This is a genomic window from Streptomyces sp. NPDC021115 (assembly GCF_044333065.1).
Lineage (GTDB): Bacteria > Actinomycetota > Actinomycetes > Streptomycetales > Streptomycetaceae > Streptomyces.
On sequence record NZ_JBIRQF010000010.1, the window covers coordinates 65969 to 81053 of the forward strand.

Sequence of the window (15085 nt, forward strand, 5' to 3'; positions counted from 1 at the left end):
CTTACGCCACGGGGGCGACGGGCGACAGCTGGGCGTCGCGCCGCACCAGGGCGGCGTAGCGGCCGTCCAGGGCGAGCAGTTCGTCATGGGTGCCCTGCTCGGCGACGCGGCCGCCGTCGAGGACGACGATCCGGTCGGCGTCGCGCACCGTGGAGAGCCGGTGGGCGATGGTGATGGTGGTGCGACCGGCCGCGAGGCCGTCGATGGCCTTCTGCACCGCCCGTTCGGTGCGGGTGTCGAGGGCGCTGGTGGCCTCGTCGAGGATGAGGACGGGCGGGTCGCGCAGAATCGTCCGGGCCAGGGCCAGCCGCTGCTTCTCGCCGCCGGAGAAGCGGTACCCCCGCTCCCCCACCAGGGTGTCGTAGCCGTCGGGGAGGGCGGCGATGTGGTCGTGGATCTGGGCGGCTTCGGCCGCCGCGACGATCTCCGCCTCGGTCGCGTCGGGCTTGGCGAAGCGCAGGTTGTCGGCGATCGAGGCGTGGAAGAGATAGGTCTCCTGGGAGACGACGCCGACCGCGCGGGCGAGGCTGTCGAAGTCGAGGTCCCGCACGTCGACCCCGTCGATCAGCACCCGGCCGCCGGTCACGTCGTACAGCCGGGGCACCAGATAGCTGAGGGTCGTCTTGCCGGAGCCGGTCGACCCGACGACGGCCAGGCTGCCGCCCGCCGGAATGGTCAGGTCGATGCCGCGCAGGGTGCCCTGCGGCGGCGCCGGGTCCCGGGCGTCGTAGTCGAAGTCGACTCCGTCGAAGCGGACTTCGCCGCGCACCGTCTCCAGCCGCACCGGCCGGGCGGGCTCGGTGATGTCGATCGGCAGGTCGAGGTATTCGAAGATGCGGGCGAAGAGGGCGAGGGAGGTCTGCATGTCCACCCCGGTGGACAGCAGGCTGACGGTCGGCCGGAACAGCCCCTGCTGGAGCGATACGAAGGCGACCAGGGTGCCGATGGAGACGGCCGGACCCCCGGTCTGGAGGGCGATTCCGGCGGCCCAGTAGATGACGGCGGGCATGGCGGCCATCACGACGCCGATGGTGGACATCCGCCAGCGCCCGGCCATGCTCGCCCGCACTTCGAGACCGACCAGGCGCTCGGACTCCCGGGTGAACTCCTGGGTGAGCGAGTCGGAGCGGCCCATGGTGCGGCCGAGCAGGATTCCGCTCACCGACAGGGACTCGGTGACCATCGCGGACATGGCCGCCATCTGCTTCTGGCGATTCGAGGTGATCTTCTTGCGCTCGTTGCCGACCCGGCGGCTGATCCAGACGAACAGCGGCAGCAGGAGCAGCGAGACGACGGTCAGCCGCCAGTCGAGGGCGAGCATCGCCACGACCGTGGCCACGACGCTGGTGAGGTTGGAGACCAGCGAGGTCGCGGTGGAGGTGACGGTGGCCTGCATGCCGCCGATGTCATTGGCGATCCGGGACTGCACCTCACCGGTGCGGGTGCGGGTGAAGAAGGCGAGCGGCATGCGCTGGAGCCGGTCGTAGACGGCGGCGCGCAGATCGTGCATGACGCGCTGGCCGACGGTGGTGGAGATGAGGGTCTGGAGGACGCCGAAGACGCTGTTGACGACGGCGGCCGCGATCATGCCGAGGGCCAGCAGGGTCAGCAGACCGGTGCGCCGCCCGGGGATCGCGACATCGAGGATCTCCCGGAGCAGGAACGGCGAGGCGACCGAGACCAGCGCGGAGGCGGCGACCAGCAGGCCGACCAGGGCGAGGCGGCCGCGATAGGGACGGAAGAGCCGGAGGATGCGCCGCACCTGCGCGGGCCGCTCCGGTTCGGGGGTGGCTGGGGTCCATGACGATATGTCGTGACGCATGGGCTCCTTCTGATGGCAGACGGTACGGACTTTCCGAGCATAGCTCACTGTTACCTATACTCACAATGAATGTGGTCCGATAGACTGCGATCATGTCCACCCCCGAGACATCCGGCCCCGAGACGCCCGGCCCTGAGACATCCGGCCGCCTCGCGGAGCAGCTGCTGCGCCTGACCCGACGGCTTCAGCGTGCCCAGAAGCACCATATGGAGCCACTGGGCATCACCCCGGCCCAGGCCCGGCTGCTGCGCACCGTGGCACACCACGACGGGCCACCCCGGATGGCCGACCTCGCAGCACGCCTGGAGGTGGTCCCGCGCGCGGTGACCTCGCTGGTGGACGCGCTGGAGGCGCACGGCTCGGTGCGCCGCGCGCCGGATCCGTCCAACCGCCGGGTGGTGCGGATCGAGCTGACCGAGACCGGCGAGTCGGCCCTGCGCGCCCTGCGTGACGCGCGCCGGGCGGCCGCCGAGGACGTCCTGGCCCCGCTGGACGATCAGCAGCGCGACGCCCTGGGCGACCTGCTCGACTCCCTCTCCGACCCCCCGGGCAGCCGCTGCTGACGTGGGGGCCGGGGGGCTCGGGAGCGGTCAGCGGCGCACGGCCGGACCGGTCACGGGATCCGACGACAGGACGGCGGCCTTCTCACCGGCATCGGCAGCGGCCTCGGCGGCGACCTCAGCGGCGACCTCGGGAGTGGCCTCGCCCCCGGTCGCCTCACCGGCGAGGACCCGCTTGGCCCGTGCGGTGTCGAGCGCGCCCTCCCACCGCGCGACGGCGAAGACCGCCACACAGTTGCCGAGCAGATTGGTGGCCACCCGCATCGAGTCCATGATCCGGTCCACCCCGAGCAGCAGCGCGACGGCGGCGGCCGGGATCACCCCTAGGGCCGAGGCCGTCGCCGACAGGGCGAGGAAGGCAGACCCGGGCACGCCCGCCATGCCCTTGCTGGTGAGCATCAGCACCAGGACGACGGTGATCTGCTGGCCGAGACTCAGGTCGACGCCGACCGCCTGGGCGATGAACAGCGTGCCGATGGACAGGTAGATCGACGCGCCGTCCAGATTGAAGGAGTAGCCGGTGGGCAGCACCAGCCCGACCGCGTCCTCGCGGCACCCGGCCGCGCGCAGCTTCTGCATCATGCGCGGCAGCACGCTCTCGCTGGATGCGGTGCCGAGCGCGAGCAGCATCTCCTCGCGGGTGTACCTGACGAACTTCCAGAGGCTCAGTCCGGTGACCGCCTTGAGGGCCACGGCGAGCAGGACGAGGAAGAGCAGCGCGACGCCGTAGCACAGCGCGATCAGCTTGCCGTACGTCGCCAGGGCGCCCAGTCCGTACTGCCCGACCAGATGGGCCATGGCGCCGAAGACCGCGAGCGGCGCGAGCCTCATGAGGAAGCCGACGACGGCGAAGACGACCTGCTGCGCCTGGTCGACGGCCGAGAGGATCGCGGGCACCTTGGTCTTGCCGAGGTGCAGCACGGCCGCCCCCACGAGGCAGGCCAGCACCAGGACTTGGAGCAGGGAGTTCTCGGCGAAGGCGCCGACCGCGCTGTCCGGCAGGGCGTCGAGCACGAACTGGGACGCCGACGGCAGATGGCCCCCGGCCGTCTGGTCGTCCACGGCCGAGCCGTCCAGCGAGGCGGGATCGACGTGCATGCCGCTGCCGGGCCCGACGAGATTGGCGGCGAGCAGTCCGAGGATCAGCGCCACCGTGGTGGCCACCTCGAACCAGATCAGCGCCTTCAGTCCGATCCGCCCGAACGCCTTCAGATCCCCGGCCTTCGCGATGCCCGCGACGACCACACAGAAGACGAGCGGCGCGATGACCGCCTTGATCAGGCGTACGAAGCCGTCGCCGAGCGGCTGGACGGCCGTGCCCGCGTCCGGCCACAGCTTCCCGACCGCGACTCCGAGGACGAGCGCACAGGCGACCTGCGTGAACAGTGAGGTGCGCAGCGCTCGGCTTGCACGTCGGACGACGGATGGTGAGGGGTGCGGCACGGAAACTCCTCGACAGGGATGTCCGGGGACATCCAGCGACTTCTGAGATGCGGAAAATCACTTCCGCGCAGCGCCACTATGGCCGAGCGCAGATTTCCGCCGATGAGTTCCGTGTAACAGCCGCGAAAACCCTGATGCCGTGGTGTTACGTCCGCACCTCTACGCCTCGTTCGGGCTCAGGCGGCCAGGTGCGCCTTGTCCCCCATCACCACCACCGGGTGCTGCTTCGGGTCGAGGTTCCGCAACAGATACTCCATGCCGGACTTGGGCAGGCTCACGCAGGCCGACGTACCACTGCCGTGGTCCATGTGCAGCCAGATGCTCCCGCCCTTGCGCTGACCCTCGGGGCGGGTCGGGTCGAGGGGTGAGGTGCCCTTGACGCGGTTGTAGTCGATGGCGATGACGTAGTTGAAGTCCGTCCAGTGCGACTTGGGCCAGGAGTGGGGAGCGGCGAAGGCGGCCGTTTCGCTGTACGGCAGCCGGGCGCCGGGGTCCGGGAGCACTCCGCCCGCGTCGCTGAGCGTGTAGACGCCGACCGGGCTGCGCTTGTCGCCCTCGTGATGACCCGTCGTCCAGCCGCGCTTGCCGTTGTGACCGGCCCAACCACGGGTGCGCTTCCAGTCCTTGCCGTCCTTGGTGTACAGCACCACGGTCGCGTCGGCGGAGTTCACCCCGTTGCCGTAGACCGCGACAACCTGCCGCGAATTTCCGGGGATTTTGGCCTGGAGGGCGTTTCCCACCTCCGGGATGCGGGTGGGGTCCGACACCGGGGCCTTGCTCCGCATCGCCTGCTTCCCCTGGCCGCCCTTGTCGCCACCGCCGTCTCCGCCTCCGCCACAGGCGGTGAGAAGGGCGAGGGCCGCGGCGGTCGCAACCGCCGTACGAGTGGACATCGTGCCGGAAATTCGCATGTGCCCCATCGTCCCACTCCGGCGTGGGCCCGGCGCGCGCGGGATTGGCGTGTTCCGTCCCGCTGCGGGAAAACCAGTTGAAATTCGCACCCGTGAAGCGTCAACCTTTCACGTCTCTTTGCCTTCCCGGCCGCCGCCACTCACCCAGGAACGCCATGCGCATTCGCGATCTTCCGTACTCCGACCCCGGTCTGCCCGACGTACGGTCAGGTACCCGGTTTCTCGTCTGGCTGGGCCGGAACCAGCTTGGCGGGCAGATCAAGGCCGCCCTGTGGGGTCTGCTGCACATGGCGGCGCTGGTGTGCTTCCCGCTCGCGATCGGCTTCGGTGTGCAGGCGGTCGTGGACCGCTCCGGTTCGCGGCTCGCGCTGGCCGGGGCGCTGATGGTGGGGCTCACGGTGCTCACCGCGGTCGGCGACGCCATGCTGCACCGGGCAGCGGTCACCAACTGGATCACGGCGGCGGCCCGGGTGCAGCAGCTGCTGGCCCGTAAGACGGTCGAGCTGGGGTCGGCGCTGACGCGGCGGGTGGCGGCGGGCGAGGTCGTCGCGGTGTCCACGGGCGATGTCGAGAAGATCGGCTGGTTCGTGGAGGCGCTGTCCCGTTTCACCGCGGCCGCCATCACGACCGTCGGGTTGTGCGTGGGGCTGGTGATCTACCAGCCCGCGCTCGGCGCGGTGGTGGCGCTCGGCGTGCCCGCGCTGGCGCTGGCGGTGCTGCCGTTGCTGCCGCGGGCCGCGCGCCGGGCGGATGAGCAGCGGGAGAAGGCGGGCCGGGCGACCGAGCTGGCGTCGGACACCGTGGCCGGGCTGCGCGTGCTGCGCGGTATCGGCGGCGAGGACCTGTTCCTGAGCCGCTACCGGCGGGCCTCCCAGGAGGTACGGACCGCGGCGGTGCGCAGCGCGCGCATGTGGTCGGTGATCGCGGCGGTGCAGGTCGTGCTGCCGGGGATGCTGCTGATCGGGGTCGTCTGGTACGGCGCGGTGCTGGCGGGGAACGGGCAGATCTCGGTGGGTGAGCTGGTCACCGTCTACAGCGCGGTGACGTTTCTGCTCTTCCCCTTGAAGCACGTCGAGGAGATCGCGATGGCGTACTCCTTCTCCCGGCCCTCGGCGCGGCGCGCGGCCCGGGTGCTGGCGCTGCGGCGCTCCTCGGCCACGGTCGGGGACGCGCGGACGGCCGGGTCAGGGTCCGGTGTCGAGGAGAAGCTGCCGACCGGTGATCTGTACGACCCGGCCACCGGGATGCTGGCGCCGAGCGGCCAGCTGACCGCGGTGGTGTGCGGTGATCCGGACGCGGCGGGGCGGATGGCGGACCGGCTCGGCGGCCACCCCGCCGAGGACGGCGCGGATTCCGGAGCCGGTGACGGCGCTGCTTCGGCGCTGCTGGGCGGGGTCGCGCTGGACGAGATGCCGCTGGCCATGGCGCGCACGGCCGTGCTCGTCCAGGACAAGGACCCGGTGCTGCTGTCGGGAACGCTCACCGAGCTGCTGGACGTGCCGCGGTCGGGCGCGGTGCCGGCCCGGGAGGCGCTGGAGGCGGCGCAGTGCGGTGATGTGCTGGCGGCGCTGGAGCTGGCCTCGCTGGCCGACTCCGGCGACGGGGACCCGATGGGCGCCCGGATCACCGAACGCGGCCGCTCGCTCTCGGGCGGCCAGCGGCAGCGCCTCGCGCTGGCCCGCTCCCTGGTGACCGACCCGGAGGTGCTGGTGCTGGACGAACCGACGTCCGCCGTGGACTCGCACACCGAGGCCCGCGTCGGGGAGGGGCTGAAACGGCTCCGGGCGGACCGGACCACGGTCGTGTTCACCTCCAGCCCGCTGCTGCTGGACCAGGCCGACCGGGTGGTGTTCGTGCACGGGGGCATGGCGGCGGGAGTGGGAAGCCACCGCGAGCTGCTGGGCACCGACCCCGCCTACCGCGCGGTGGTCACCCGGGAGCCGGAGGGCGGCCGGGAGCGGGACGGCGACGGCCGCGGCGGGCTCACGGAGCTGGAACGCATCGAGGAACAGATCGAGGAGTCGGCATGATCGGCGTGGCACCACCCGCCTATGACCCGGCCGCACCGGAGTCGGCGACGACACTGCCGGTCGGCACGGGCGCCACCGTGCGGGACTATGTGCGCGAGCTGCTGCGGCGGCACCGGAGGGCCTTCATCGTGCTCATGGCGGTGAACGCCACCGCCGTGCTGGCCTCGATGGCTGGCCCCCAGCTGCTGGGCGGTGTGGTCGAGGACCTGTCGCAGGGCAAGGACGACCTCCATATCGAGCGCGCCGTGGCGCTGTTCGCGGTGGCGCTCGTGGTGCAGACCGTGTTCGTGCGGATGGTGCGGATGCGCGGTGCGGTACTGGGTGAGCAGATGCTGGCCGATCTGCGCGAGGACTTCCTCGTGCGGTCGGTGGGGCTGCCGCCGGGCGTGCTGGAGCGGGCCGGGACCGGCGATCTGCTGTCCCGGATCACCACCGACATCGACCGGCTGGCGAACGCGATGCGCGAGGCCGTACCGCAGCTGTCCATCGGTGTGGTCTGGACGGGCCTGCTGCTGGGCGCGCTGACCGTGACGGCTCCGCCGCTGGGGCTCGCGGTGCTGGTGGCGCTCCCGGTGCTGGTGATCGGCTGCCGCTGGTACTTCAAGCGGGCGCCGAGCGCCTATCGTTCGGAAGCGGCCGGATACGCGGCGGTATCCGCGTCCCTGACCGAGAGCGTGGACGCGGGCCGGACCATCGAGGCCCACCGGCTGGGCGACCGGCGGATCGCCCAGTCCGAGCTGCGGATCAGGCAATGGACGGCTTGGGAGCGCTACACGCTCTGGCTGCGCTCGGTGCTCTTCCCGGTGATCAATGTGAGCTACACCCTGATCACGGGCTCGGTGCTGATGATCGGCGGCGTCTGTGTGATGCGGGGCTGGATGACGGTCGGCGAGCTGACGACGGGGGCGCTGCTGTCGCAGATGCTGGTCGAGCCGATCGGGCTGATCCTCCGCTGGTACGACGAGCTCCAGGTCGCCCAGGTGTCGCTGGCCCGGCTGGTGGGGGTGCGGGAGATCGAACCGGGCCCGGCCGACGCCGGAGTGACGCCCGTCGGCCGTGAGGTGCGGGCGGACGAGGTGCGGTTCGGCTACCGGGAGGGCAGCGATGTGCTGCACGAGGTGTCCATGACGGTGCCGCCGGGGACCCGGCTGGCACTGGTGGGCCCGTCGGGTGCGGGCAAGTCCACGCTGGGACGGCTGCTGGCCGGGATCTACGGCCCGCGGACCGGCCGGGTGACCCTGGGCGACGCGGAGCTGGCGCGGATGCCCGCCGAGCAGGTGCGCACTCATGTCGCCCTGGTCAACCAGGAGCACCATGTGTTCGTGGGCTCGCTGCGCGACAATCTGCTGCTGGCCCGGACCTCCGCGCGGGACGCCGAGCTGTGGGCGGCACTCGCCGCGGTGGACGCGGACGGCTGGGCGCGGGCGCTGAAGGAGGGCCTGGACACGGAGGTCGGCTCGGGCGGGCTGGCGCTGACCCCGGCGCAGGCGCAGCAGATCGCGCTGGCCCGGCTGGTGCTCGCCGATCCGCACACCCTGGTGCTGGACGAGGCCACCTCGCTGCTGGACCCGCGGGCGGCCCGCCATCTGGAGCGGTCGCTGGGCCAGGTACTGGAGGGCCGGACGGTGGTCGCCATCGCCCACCGGCTGCACACCGCCCATGACGCGGATGTGATCGCGGTGGTCGAGGCGGGCCGGATCAGCGAGCTGGGCAGCCACGACGAGCTGGTGGCGGCCGACGGCGCCTACGCGGCGCTGTGGCGCTCCTGGCACCAGTGACGCCCAGGGCGCCCGCGCCCCGGGTACCTGCGCCCCGGCGGTCCCAGTACCGGCATAGTCCGGACCGGGACCGCCGCGGGACCCGGGTGCGGAGCCGGGGCGGGGTGCGGGTGCGGGGGTCAGATGATGCCGAGGGCGCCCAGCCCGCCGACGCCGCCGAGGATCATGAAGACGGGCATCAGCACCTTCAGCTCGACCCAGCTCCCGGCGCGGAAGCGCATCGCCTCCGGCGGGCCGAGCGGGTACCAGCGCTTGCGGCCGATCGGTATGGGCCACAGGATCGGGCAGCCGGAGACGGTGAGCGCGTCGCCGATGTCGTGCACGAGGGCACCGAGGACGATCGGCAGCCCCAGCCACAGGTACTCCTGGCCCGGTGCGGTGAACAGCCAGTCCGCGCCGTTCCCCGGCTTGTTCAGGATCTCGCCGAGTATCCAGGCGCTGGTGGCCCCGAGCAGCCACACCAGGACGTCGCTGGAGACCCGCGCCGCGCGCCACAGCAGCCCCTCGACGGCCAGCACCATGTGGACGAAGAGGATGCCGAGCACCGCCCAGCGGCCGCCGACGACGGCGAGCGCCGAGGCTCCTGCGCCGATGAGGACGGCCCAGACCCAGGTGTGGGTCAGCGTGCGGTGGCCGCCCGAGCGGCGGGCGTCGCCCGGCTTCCTGGTCGATTTGTAGACCGCGTACGAGAGCTTGTCGATCACTTCGCACAGCCCTCGGGAGATCGGTCCGAAGGCGCGGGATATGGTCGCCGCCTTGTGGTCGAGGTCGGGGGCGAGCGCCGCTCCGGCGCAGATCAGCGCGCCTGCGACGAGCACCGGCCAGGGCATCGCGTGGCCGGCCGCCGCGGCCGCCGCCCCCACCCCCAGCCAGGCAGCCGCTCCGGACAGCGAATGCGCCGGTCCCATCATGGTCGTACCCCGCCCCTGGTTCTTGCCCGCTGTGGTGCGGGAGTTGGTTGCACTGGCGTACCACACCCTAACGACGAACGATCTTCGTCCGCACAGCCGGTTCCCGTCCCGCCGGGGAAACCAGGCAGTATAGGTCCGTGACTCTTATCGATCAGCTGCCGAGCGAAGCCGACCCCGACACTCTCTTCGAGAGGTTCTCGACCTGGGTCGAGGAGCGGGGCATCTCGCTCTATCCCGCCCAGGAGGAGGCGCTGATCGAAGTGGTGTCCGGGGCGAACGTCATCTTGTCGACGCCCACCGGATCGGGAAAGAGCCTGGTGGCCGCGGGCGCCCACTTCGCCGCGCTGGCCCGGGACGAGGTCACCTTCTACACCGCGCCGATCAAGGCCCTGGTCTCGGAGAAGTTCTTCGAGCTGTGCAAGATCTTCGGCACCGAGAACGTCGGGATGCTCACCGGTGACGCGTCGGTCAACGCGGACGCGCCCATCATCTGCTGTACGGCCGAGGTGCTGGCGTCCATCGCCCTGCGGGACGGCAAGGACGCCGACATCGGCCAGGTGGTGATGGACGAGTTCCACTTCTATGCGGAGCCGGACCGGGGCTGGGCGTGGCAGATCCCGCTGCTGGAGCTGCCGCAGGCGCAGTTCATCCTGATGTCGGCAACGCTCGGCGATGTGTCGCGGTTCGAGGAGGATCTGAACCGGCGCACCGGGCGGTCCACCGCGGTCGTGCGGTCGGCGACCCGGCCGGTGCCGCTGAGCTACGAATACCGCACGACGCCGCTCACCGAGACGCTGACCGAGCTGCTGGAGACCCGGCAAGCCCCCGTCTACATCGTGCACTTCACCCAGGCGGCGGCGGTCGAACGGGCGCAGGCGCTGATGAGCATCAACATGTGCACGCGCGCGGAGAAGGACGAGATCGCCTCTCTGATCGGCAATTTCCGCTTCACCACCAAGTTCGGCCGGAATCTGTCCCGTTATGTCCGGCACGGGATCGGGGTGCATCACGCGGGGATGCTGCCGAAGTACCGGCGGCTGGTGGAGAAGCTGGCCCAGGCCGGGCTGCTGAAGGTCATCTGCGGTACGGACACGCTCGGGGTGGGCGTCAACGTACCGATCAGGACCGTACTGTTCACCGCGCTGACGAAGTACGACGGGCAGCGGGTGCGGACGCTGCGGGCGCGGGAGTTCCACCAGATCGCGGGCCGGGCCGGGCGCGCCGGGTTCGACACCGCCGGGTTCGTGGTGGCGCAGGCTCCCGAGCACGTCGTCGAGAACGAGAAGGCGCTCGCGAAGGCGGGGGACGACCCCAAGAAGCGCCGCAAGGTGGTCCGCAAGAAGGCCCCGGAGGGCTTCGTCAACTGGGGCCAGAACACCTTCGAAAAGCTCATCGCCTCCGACCCCGAGCCGCTCACCTCCCGGTTCCGGGTCACCCACACGATGCTGCTGTCGGTCATCGCGCGCCCCGGCAACGCGTTCCGCGCGATGCGCCTCCTCCTCGAGGACAACCATGAGCCGCGCAAGAACCAGCTGCGGCACATCCGCCGGGCGATCGCGATCTACCGCTCGCTGCTGGACGGCGGGATCGTCGAGCAGCTGGAGACTCCCGACGCGGAGGGACGGCACATCCGGCTGACGGTGGACCTCCAGCAGGACTTCGCGCTCAACCAGCCGCTGTCCACCTTCGCCCTCGCCGCGTTCGAGCTGCTGGACCCCGAATCGCCGTCCTACGCCCTGGACATGGTCTCGGTGGTCGAATCGACGCTGGACGATCCGCGGCAGATCCTGGCGGCCCAGCAGAACAAGGCGCGCGGCGAGGCGGTCGCCGCGATGAAGGCGGACGGGGTCGAGTACGAGGAGCGCATGGAGCGGCTCCAGGACATCACCTACCCCAAGCCGCTGGAGGAGCTGCTCTTCCACGCCTACGGGCTCTACCGCAAGAGCCACCCGTGGGTCGGCGACCACCCGCTGTCGCCCAAGTCGGTGATCCGCGACATGTACGAGCGGGCGATGACCTTCACCGAGTTCACCTCGCTCTACGACCTGGCCCGGACCGAGGGCATCGTGCTGCGCTACCTGGCCAGCTCCTACAAGGCGCTGGACCACACCGTGCCGGACGACCTGAAGTCGGACGAGTTCGAGGACATCATCGCCTGGCTCGGCGAGATGGTGCGGCAGGTCGACTCCAGCCTCCTGGACGAGTGGGAACAGCTCGCCAATCCGGAGGAGGAGTCCGCGGAGGAGGCGCAGGAGCGTGCCGACCAGGTCCGGCCGGTCACCTCGAACGCCCGTGCCTTCCGGGTGCTGGTGCGCAACGCGATGTTCCGCCGGGTCGAGCTGGCCGCGCTCGACAAGGTGGCGGAGCTGGGCGAGATGGACGCCGAGTCCGGCTGGGACGAGGACGCGTGGGCGGAGGCGCTGGACGCGTACTGGGACGAGTACGACGAGCTGGGCACCGGTCCGCAGGCCCGCGGCCCGAAGCTGCTCCAGATCGAGGAGCAGCCCGAGCACGGGCTGTGGCGGGTGCGGCAGACCTTCGACGATCCGAACGGCGACCACGACTGGGGCATCTCGGCCGAGGTCGACCTGGCCGCCTCGGACGAGGAGGGCCGGGCCGTGGTCCGGGTCACCGACGTGGGCCAGCTGTAGGCCCCCCGCGCCCCGGGCCGCCGTCCGGGGCGCGAACCACCGCAGCGAAGGAGCACCCCCGATGACCAATCCCGCCGAACGTCTGGTCGATCTGCTCGACCTGGAACGGATCGAGGTGGACATCTTCCGTGGGCTGAGCCCCGACGAATCGCTCCAGCGGGTGTTCGGCGGACAGGTGGCGGGGCAGGCGCTGGTGGCCGCCGGGCGCACCACCGACGGGGACCGTCCGGTGCACTCGCTCCACGCGTACTTCCTGCGCCCGGGTCGGCCGGGCGTGCCCATCGTGTACCAGGTGGAGCGGGTCCGGGACGGGCGCTCCTTCACCACCCGCCGGGTCGTCGCGGTCCAGCAGGGTCGGACGATCTTCAATTTGACGGCCTCCTTCCACCGTCCGGAGCCGGGCATCGAGCAACAGCTGCCGATGCCCGAGGTACCTGAGCCGGAGAGCCTGCCGAAGCTCTCCGATGAGATCCGCGAGCACTTGGGGACCCTCCCCGAGACACTTGCGCGGATGGAACGCCGCCAGCCCTTCGACATCCGGTACGTCGAGCGGCTGCGCTGGACCGATGAGGAACTGACGGAGGCGGAACCGCGCAGCGCGGTGTGGATGCGCGCGGTCGGACCGCTCGGGGACGATCCGCTCGTCCACACCTGCGCGCTCACCTACGCGAGCGACATGATGCTGCTGGACGCGGTGCGGGTGCCTGTCGAGCCGCTCTGGGGTCCCCGGGGTTTCGACATGGCCTCGCTGGATCACGCCATGTGGTTCCACCGGCCCTTCCGTACCGATGAGTGGTTCCTCTACGACCAGGAGTCGCCCGTGGCGACCGGCGGGCGGGGCCTGGCGCGCGGCCGGATCTACGATCGCGCGGGCCGCCTCCTCGTATCGGTGGTCCAGGAGGGGCTGTTCCGCCCGCTGGCCCCGGCGCCGAAGCCCACGGAGAGCGGCTGAGCCTCGCTCCCGGGGCGGTGCGCCCCGCCGTGGTTCAGCGCTTGCCGACCAGCCTGCGCCACAGGCCGCGCGGCCTGCCCGCGACCCGGCCCGGGCCCGGGGGCCGGGTGCGGCAGGTGGGGAGCGATGCCACCGCGGCGTCCGGGCGCGGTGCGGGGCGGTTCTGGCGCGCCTTCCGCACGGCGTCGGCGAGCGCCACCCGGTACCGCAGGATCTCCTCAGGCCCCTCCACCGTCTGCACCCTGTCGATCACCTTGCGCGCCGCGGCCGCGGCGGGGCGCACCGGGACGAGCGCGGGGCGCAGCTCCCGCACATGGTCCAGGTCATACGGATCGCTGACGGCCACCGCCAGCTCGTCGGGGCCCAGCACCGCGGCCAGCACCCCGGCCCGCTCCCAGGGGTCCCTGGTCCGGGAGAGCAGCTGCTCGATCCGCCGCGTCCGCCACTGCTCGCCCCGTGCGTCCTCCCCGGCGGCCAGCGACGCGCTCAGCCCCGGTGGGGTGCGGCCGGTCAGCAGATCCGGCTCGCGGACGGCGAACTCCTTCAGATCGGCCGCCAGATAGAGCCACACCACACGCCGGTACCGATTGACGTAGAACCGGGCCGGAGCGAAGAAGCCACCGCGCGCCAGGCGGGTGAGCCGCCCCGGGCTGATGCCCAGCAACTCGGCCCCGTCCGCCGTGCCGACCACCCGCACCCGGTCTCGCAGCGCCTCCGGGAATCCCTCGGCGGCCGTCAGCCGCGCCAGCTCCTCCCGCGCCACCCGCCGCCCGGCCGGGGTGGAGATGGTGCGCACCTCCCCCAGCTGCTCGGCCAGCTCGAACTCGCGCGGCATGAGACCCAGCATCCGGGCCGCCGTGCGGAACGCGACCCCCGTCGGCTGCCTCTGGGCCTTCCGGGCCTCCTGCTCCACTCGTACCACTGCCATGACGAAGTCCTCCCCCGCGATCCATCAATCACTGACAGTGACGACGATAGCGCCGCGGCACGACGGTCCGTCAGGCCTGTGGACAACCGCCTGTGGACAACTCTCAGCTCGGGGCGCCGCTCTCCTGCCGGGCATCGACTCCCAGGTGCTCCCCCACCCTGTTCACCAGCAGCGTCATCTCGTAGGCGACCTGCCCGACATCGGCGTCCGGGCCGCTGAGGACGCAGAGACAGCTGCCGTCACCCGCGGCCGTCACGAACAGGACGCCCTCCTCGAACTCGACCATGGTCTGCCGCACCCGGCCCGTCCGGAAGTGGTTGCCGGACCCCTTGGCGAGGCTGTGCAGCCCGGAGGCGACCGCCGCCAGGTGCTCGGCGTCCTGGCGTTCGAGCGTCGCGCTCGCCCCCGTCACCAACCCGTCGTTCGACAGCACCAGCACATGCCGCACCTGCGCGATGCGGTTGGTCAGGTCGTCCAGTAACCAGTCGAGCCCCTTGCTGAGTGCCATTGGCGTTCCTCCCCGATTCCCCTTCAGCTGCGTGCCAGCCTTTCTCACCGCCGCCGTCCGGGCAACCCGTCCTCCCCGTCCCTCCGGCCGTTCTGCGCTGCTTGACGCAAGATGGGGACATGGCACAGAACATGTCGAAGGATCAGTGGCAGAAGTTCCTCTCCGAGGGCACCCGCACCGGCAAGCTGGCGACCGTACGGGCCGATGGAAGCCCGCATCTGGCGCCCATCTGGTTCCTGCTCGACGGGGACGACCTGGTGTTCAACACCGGTCAGGACACGGTCAAGGGTCGCAATCTGGCCCGGGAACCCCGGGTCAGCCTCTGTGTGGACGACGACCGGCCGCCGTTCTCCTTCGTCACGGTGCGCGGCCGGGCCGAGCTCAGCGACGACCTGGGGGAGGTACGGGAGTGGGCCACCCGGATCGCCGCCCGCTATATGGGCGATGACCGCGCCGAACAGTTCGGGGCCCGCAACGGCGTCCCCGGTGAGCTGCTGGTTCGGGTCCGTATCGACAAGGTCACCGCCCTCGCCGATATCGCCGACTAGTCGAAGAGTGCACCGAGAGGACCTGAGTGGGCCGACAGTGTGC

General features: G+C 71.3%; 12 protein-coding genes. 6 read left to right on the forward strand and 6 right to left on the reverse strand.

Going from position 1 to position 15085, the window contains the following annotated elements; genetic code table 11:
• Position 1: 1 nt before the first annotated feature.
• Entirely contained in the window at positions 2-1822 is a 1821-nt protein-coding gene (locus ACH4TL_RS27955; protein ID WP_398321188.1) for an ABC transporter ATP-binding protein, read from the reverse strand.
• A 92-nt stretch (positions 1823-1914) separates the two neighbouring features.
• On the opposite strand from ACH4TL_RS27955, the gene ACH4TL_RS27960 reads away from it, so the two are divergent.
• Entirely contained in the window at positions 1915-2385 is a 471-nt protein-coding gene (locus tag ACH4TL_RS27960) for a MarR family winged helix-turn-helix transcriptional regulator (protein ID WP_398321185.1), read from the forward strand.
• A 27-nt stretch (positions 2386-2412) separates the two neighbouring features.
• On the opposite strand, the gene ACH4TL_RS27965 is transcribed toward ACH4TL_RS27960, so the two are convergent.
• Positions 2413-3825 carry a cation:dicarboxylate symporter family transporter gene (locus ACH4TL_RS27965; RefSeq protein ID WP_398321182.1) on the reverse strand — a complete coding sequence of 471 codons (1413 nt, stop codon included), beginning with the start codon at positions 3823-3825 and terminating at the stop codon, positions 2413-2415.
• A 176-nt stretch (positions 3826-4001) separates the two neighbouring features.
• A complete protein-coding gene (locus ACH4TL_RS27970) occupies positions 4002-4736 on the reverse strand; it encodes a hypothetical protein (protein ID WP_398321179.1) in 735 nt (244 codons plus the stop codon).
• 155 nt (positions 4737-4891) lie between these two features.
• Here ACH4TL_RS27970 and ACH4TL_RS27975 point away from each other — a divergent pair, with 155 nt between their 5' ends.
• Both ACH4TL_RS27975 and ACH4TL_RS27980 read left to right on the forward strand, forming a co-directional pair.
• Entirely contained in the window at positions 4892-6766 is a 1875-nt protein-coding gene (locus ACH4TL_RS27975) for an ABC transporter transmembrane domain-containing protein (RefSeq protein ID WP_398321176.1), read from the forward strand.
• Positions 6763-8544 carry an ABC transporter ATP-binding protein gene (locus ACH4TL_RS27980; protein WP_398321173.1) on the forward strand — a complete coding sequence of 594 codons (1782 nt, stop codon included), beginning with the start codon at positions 6763-6765 and terminating at the stop codon, positions 8542-8544. Before ACH4TL_RS27975 ends, ACH4TL_RS27980 begins: the two co-directional genes overlap by 4 nt.
• Positions 8545-8663: 119 nt before the next feature.
• Here ACH4TL_RS27980 and ACH4TL_RS27985 read toward each other — a convergent pair whose 3' ends face one another.
• Positions 8664-9455 carry a metal-dependent hydrolase gene (locus tag ACH4TL_RS27985; RefSeq protein ID WP_398321170.1) on the reverse strand — a complete coding sequence of 264 codons (792 nt, stop codon included), beginning with the start codon at positions 9453-9455 and terminating at the stop codon, positions 8664-8666.
• A 137-nt stretch (positions 9456-9592) separates the two neighbouring features.
• Between ACH4TL_RS27985 and ACH4TL_RS27990 the strand changes: the two genes are divergently transcribed.
• Positions 9593-12106: a DEAD/DEAH box helicase gene (locus tag ACH4TL_RS27990; protein ID WP_398321167.1), complete on the forward strand. Its 2514-nt coding sequence runs from the start codon at positions 9593-9595 to the stop codon at positions 12104-12106.
• 61 nt (positions 12107-12167) lie between these two features.
• Entirely contained in the window at positions 12168-13058 is an 891-nt protein-coding gene (locus tag ACH4TL_RS27995) for an acyl-CoA thioesterase (protein ID WP_398321164.1), read from the forward strand.
• Positions 13059-13092: 34 nt separating this feature from the next.
• Here ACH4TL_RS27995 and ACH4TL_RS28000 read toward each other — a convergent pair whose 3' ends face one another.
• Together ACH4TL_RS28000 and ACH4TL_RS28005 are read right to left on the reverse strand one after the other, a co-directional pair.
• Positions 13093-13986: a DUF6397 family protein gene (locus ACH4TL_RS28000; protein ID WP_398321161.1), complete on the reverse strand. Its 894-nt coding sequence runs from the start codon at positions 13984-13986 to the stop codon at positions 13093-13095.
• Between the two features lie 103 nt (positions 13987-14089).
• Complete coding sequence (locus ACH4TL_RS28005) at positions 14090-14494, reverse strand: roadblock/LC7 domain-containing protein (RefSeq protein ID WP_398321158.1); 405 nt, start codon at positions 14492-14494, stop codon at positions 14090-14092.
• Positions 14495-14613: 119 nt separating this feature from the next.
• Between ACH4TL_RS28005 and ACH4TL_RS28010 the strand changes: the two genes are divergently transcribed.
• The gene (locus ACH4TL_RS28010) at positions 14614-15042 is read left to right on the forward strand and encodes a PPOX class F420-dependent oxidoreductase (protein WP_398321155.1); all 429 of its coding nucleotides are present in this window, start codon (positions 14614-14616) and stop codon (positions 15040-15042) included.
• Positions 15043-15085: the final 43 nt, after the last annotated feature.

Excerpts from the sequence above, each read along its gene's own strand:
- ACH4TL_RS27960 (WP_398321185.1), top strand. The coding sequence starts at position 1,915 with ATGTCCACCCCCGAGACATCCGGCCCCGAGACGCCCGGCCCTGAGACA.
- ACH4TL_RS27995 (WP_398321164.1), top strand. The coding sequence starts at position 12,168 with ATGACCAATCCCGCCGAACGTCTGGTCGATCTGCTCGACCTGGAACGG.
- ACH4TL_RS28005 (WP_398321158.1), bottom strand. The coding sequence starts at position 14,494 with ATGGCACTCAGCAAGGGGCTCGACTGGTTACTGGACGACCTGACCAAC.
- ACH4TL_RS28000 (WP_398321161.1), bottom strand. The coding sequence starts at position 13,986 with ATGGCAGTGGTACGAGTGGAGCAGGAGGCCCGGAAGGCCCAGAGGCAG.
- ACH4TL_RS27975 (WP_398321176.1), top strand. The coding sequence starts at position 4,892 with ATGCGCATTCGCGATCTTCCGTACTCCGACCCCGGTCTGCCCGACGTA.
- ACH4TL_RS27985 (WP_398321170.1), bottom strand. The coding sequence starts at position 9,455 with ATGATGGGACCGGCGCATTCGCTGTCCGGAGCGGCTGCCTGGCTGGGG.
- ACH4TL_RS28010 (WP_398321155.1), top strand. The coding sequence starts at position 14,614 with ATGGCACAGAACATGTCGAAGGATCAGTGGCAGAAGTTCCTCTCCGAG.
- ACH4TL_RS27980 (WP_398321173.1), top strand. The coding sequence starts at position 6,763 with ATGATCGGCGTGGCACCACCCGCCTATGACCCGGCCGCACCGGAGTCG.
- ACH4TL_RS27955 (WP_398321188.1), bottom strand. The coding sequence starts at position 1,822 with ATGCGTCACGACATATCGTCATGGACCCCAGCCACCCCCGAACCGGAG.
- ACH4TL_RS27970 (WP_398321179.1), bottom strand. The coding sequence starts at position 4,736 with ATGCGAATTTCCGGCACGATGTCCACTCGTACGGCGGTTGCGACCGCC.